The following is a 1,067-nucleotide window of genomic DNA, read 5'->3' on the forward strand; positions in this document are numbered from 1 at the left end:
CCGATGGACACCTTGTTACCGGTACCGAGGAAGTTGCTCTGGCTGATCGAGCCACCCAGGATCAGGCCCGCGCTTTGTGCGAAACCGACACTGGCGGTGATCGAGCCCGAGGCTTGTTCTTCCACGGCGTAGTTCACGTCGACCTGGTCGTCGGTGCCTGGCACTGCCGGGGTTTCGACGTTGACTTCCTTGAAGAAGCCCAGGCGCTCAAGACGGGTCTTGGACTGGTCGATCAGGTAAGTCGAAGCCCAGCCGCCTTCCATCTGGCGCATTTCGCGGCGCAGCACTTCGTCTTCGGTCTTGGTGTTGCCGCGGTAGTTGATGCGGTTGACGTAGGCGCGCTTGCCCGGGTCGACCACGAACATGATGTCCACGGTGTGGTCTTCATCGTGCGGCTGCGGCACGCCATTGACGTTGGCGAAGGTGTAGCCTTCGTTACCCAGGCGGCGGGTGATCAGGTCGGAGCTGGTGGTCATGACCTTGCGCGAGAACACCTGGCCAGGCTGCACCAGCAGCAGCGACTTGACCTGGTCTTCCGGCACTTTCAGGTCGCCGGAGAGCTTCACGTCACGCACGGTGTATTTTTCGCCTTCGTTGACGTTGACCGTGATGTAGACGTGTTTCTTGTCCGGGGTGATGGACACCTGGGTGGAGGCGATGTCCATGTTGATGTAGCCGCGGTCCAGGTAGTACGAGCGCAGGCGCTCCAGGTCACCGGAGAGTTTTTCGCGGGCGTACTTGTCGTCGTTCTTGAAGAACGACAGCCAGTTGGTGGTTTTCAGCTCGAACAGCTGGGCCAGCTCTTCGTCGTCGAACACGGTGTTGCCGACGATGTTGATGTGCTGGATGGCCGCCACGGTGCCTTCGTTGATCTTGATCTTCAGACCCACGCGGTTGCGCGGCTGCGGCACCACTTCAGCGTCGACCTCGGCCGAGTAGCGGCCCTGGGCCACGTACTGGCGCTGCAGCTCGTTACGCACGCCCTCAAGCGTTGCACGCTGGAAGATCTCGCCTTCGGCCAGGCCCGATTGCTTCAGGCCCTTCATCAGGTCTTCGGTGCTGATCGC

1 protein-coding gene is annotated in these 1,067 nt (G+C 61.1%); it reads right to left on the minus strand.

The window, feature by feature from the left end; genetic code table 11:
• Positions 1-1,067, minus strand: a 1,067-nt coding sequence (gene bamA / locus ACI2KK_RS28955; protein ID WP_404671645.1) for an outer membrane protein assembly factor BamA, incomplete at both ends; no start/stop codon positions are given.

Origin of the sequence: Pseudomonas sp. NPDC089406 (assembly GCF_044900265.1) — a bacterium.
GTDB lineage: Bacteria > Pseudomonadota > Gammaproteobacteria > Pseudomonadales > Pseudomonadaceae > Aquipseudomonas > Aquipseudomonas fakonensis.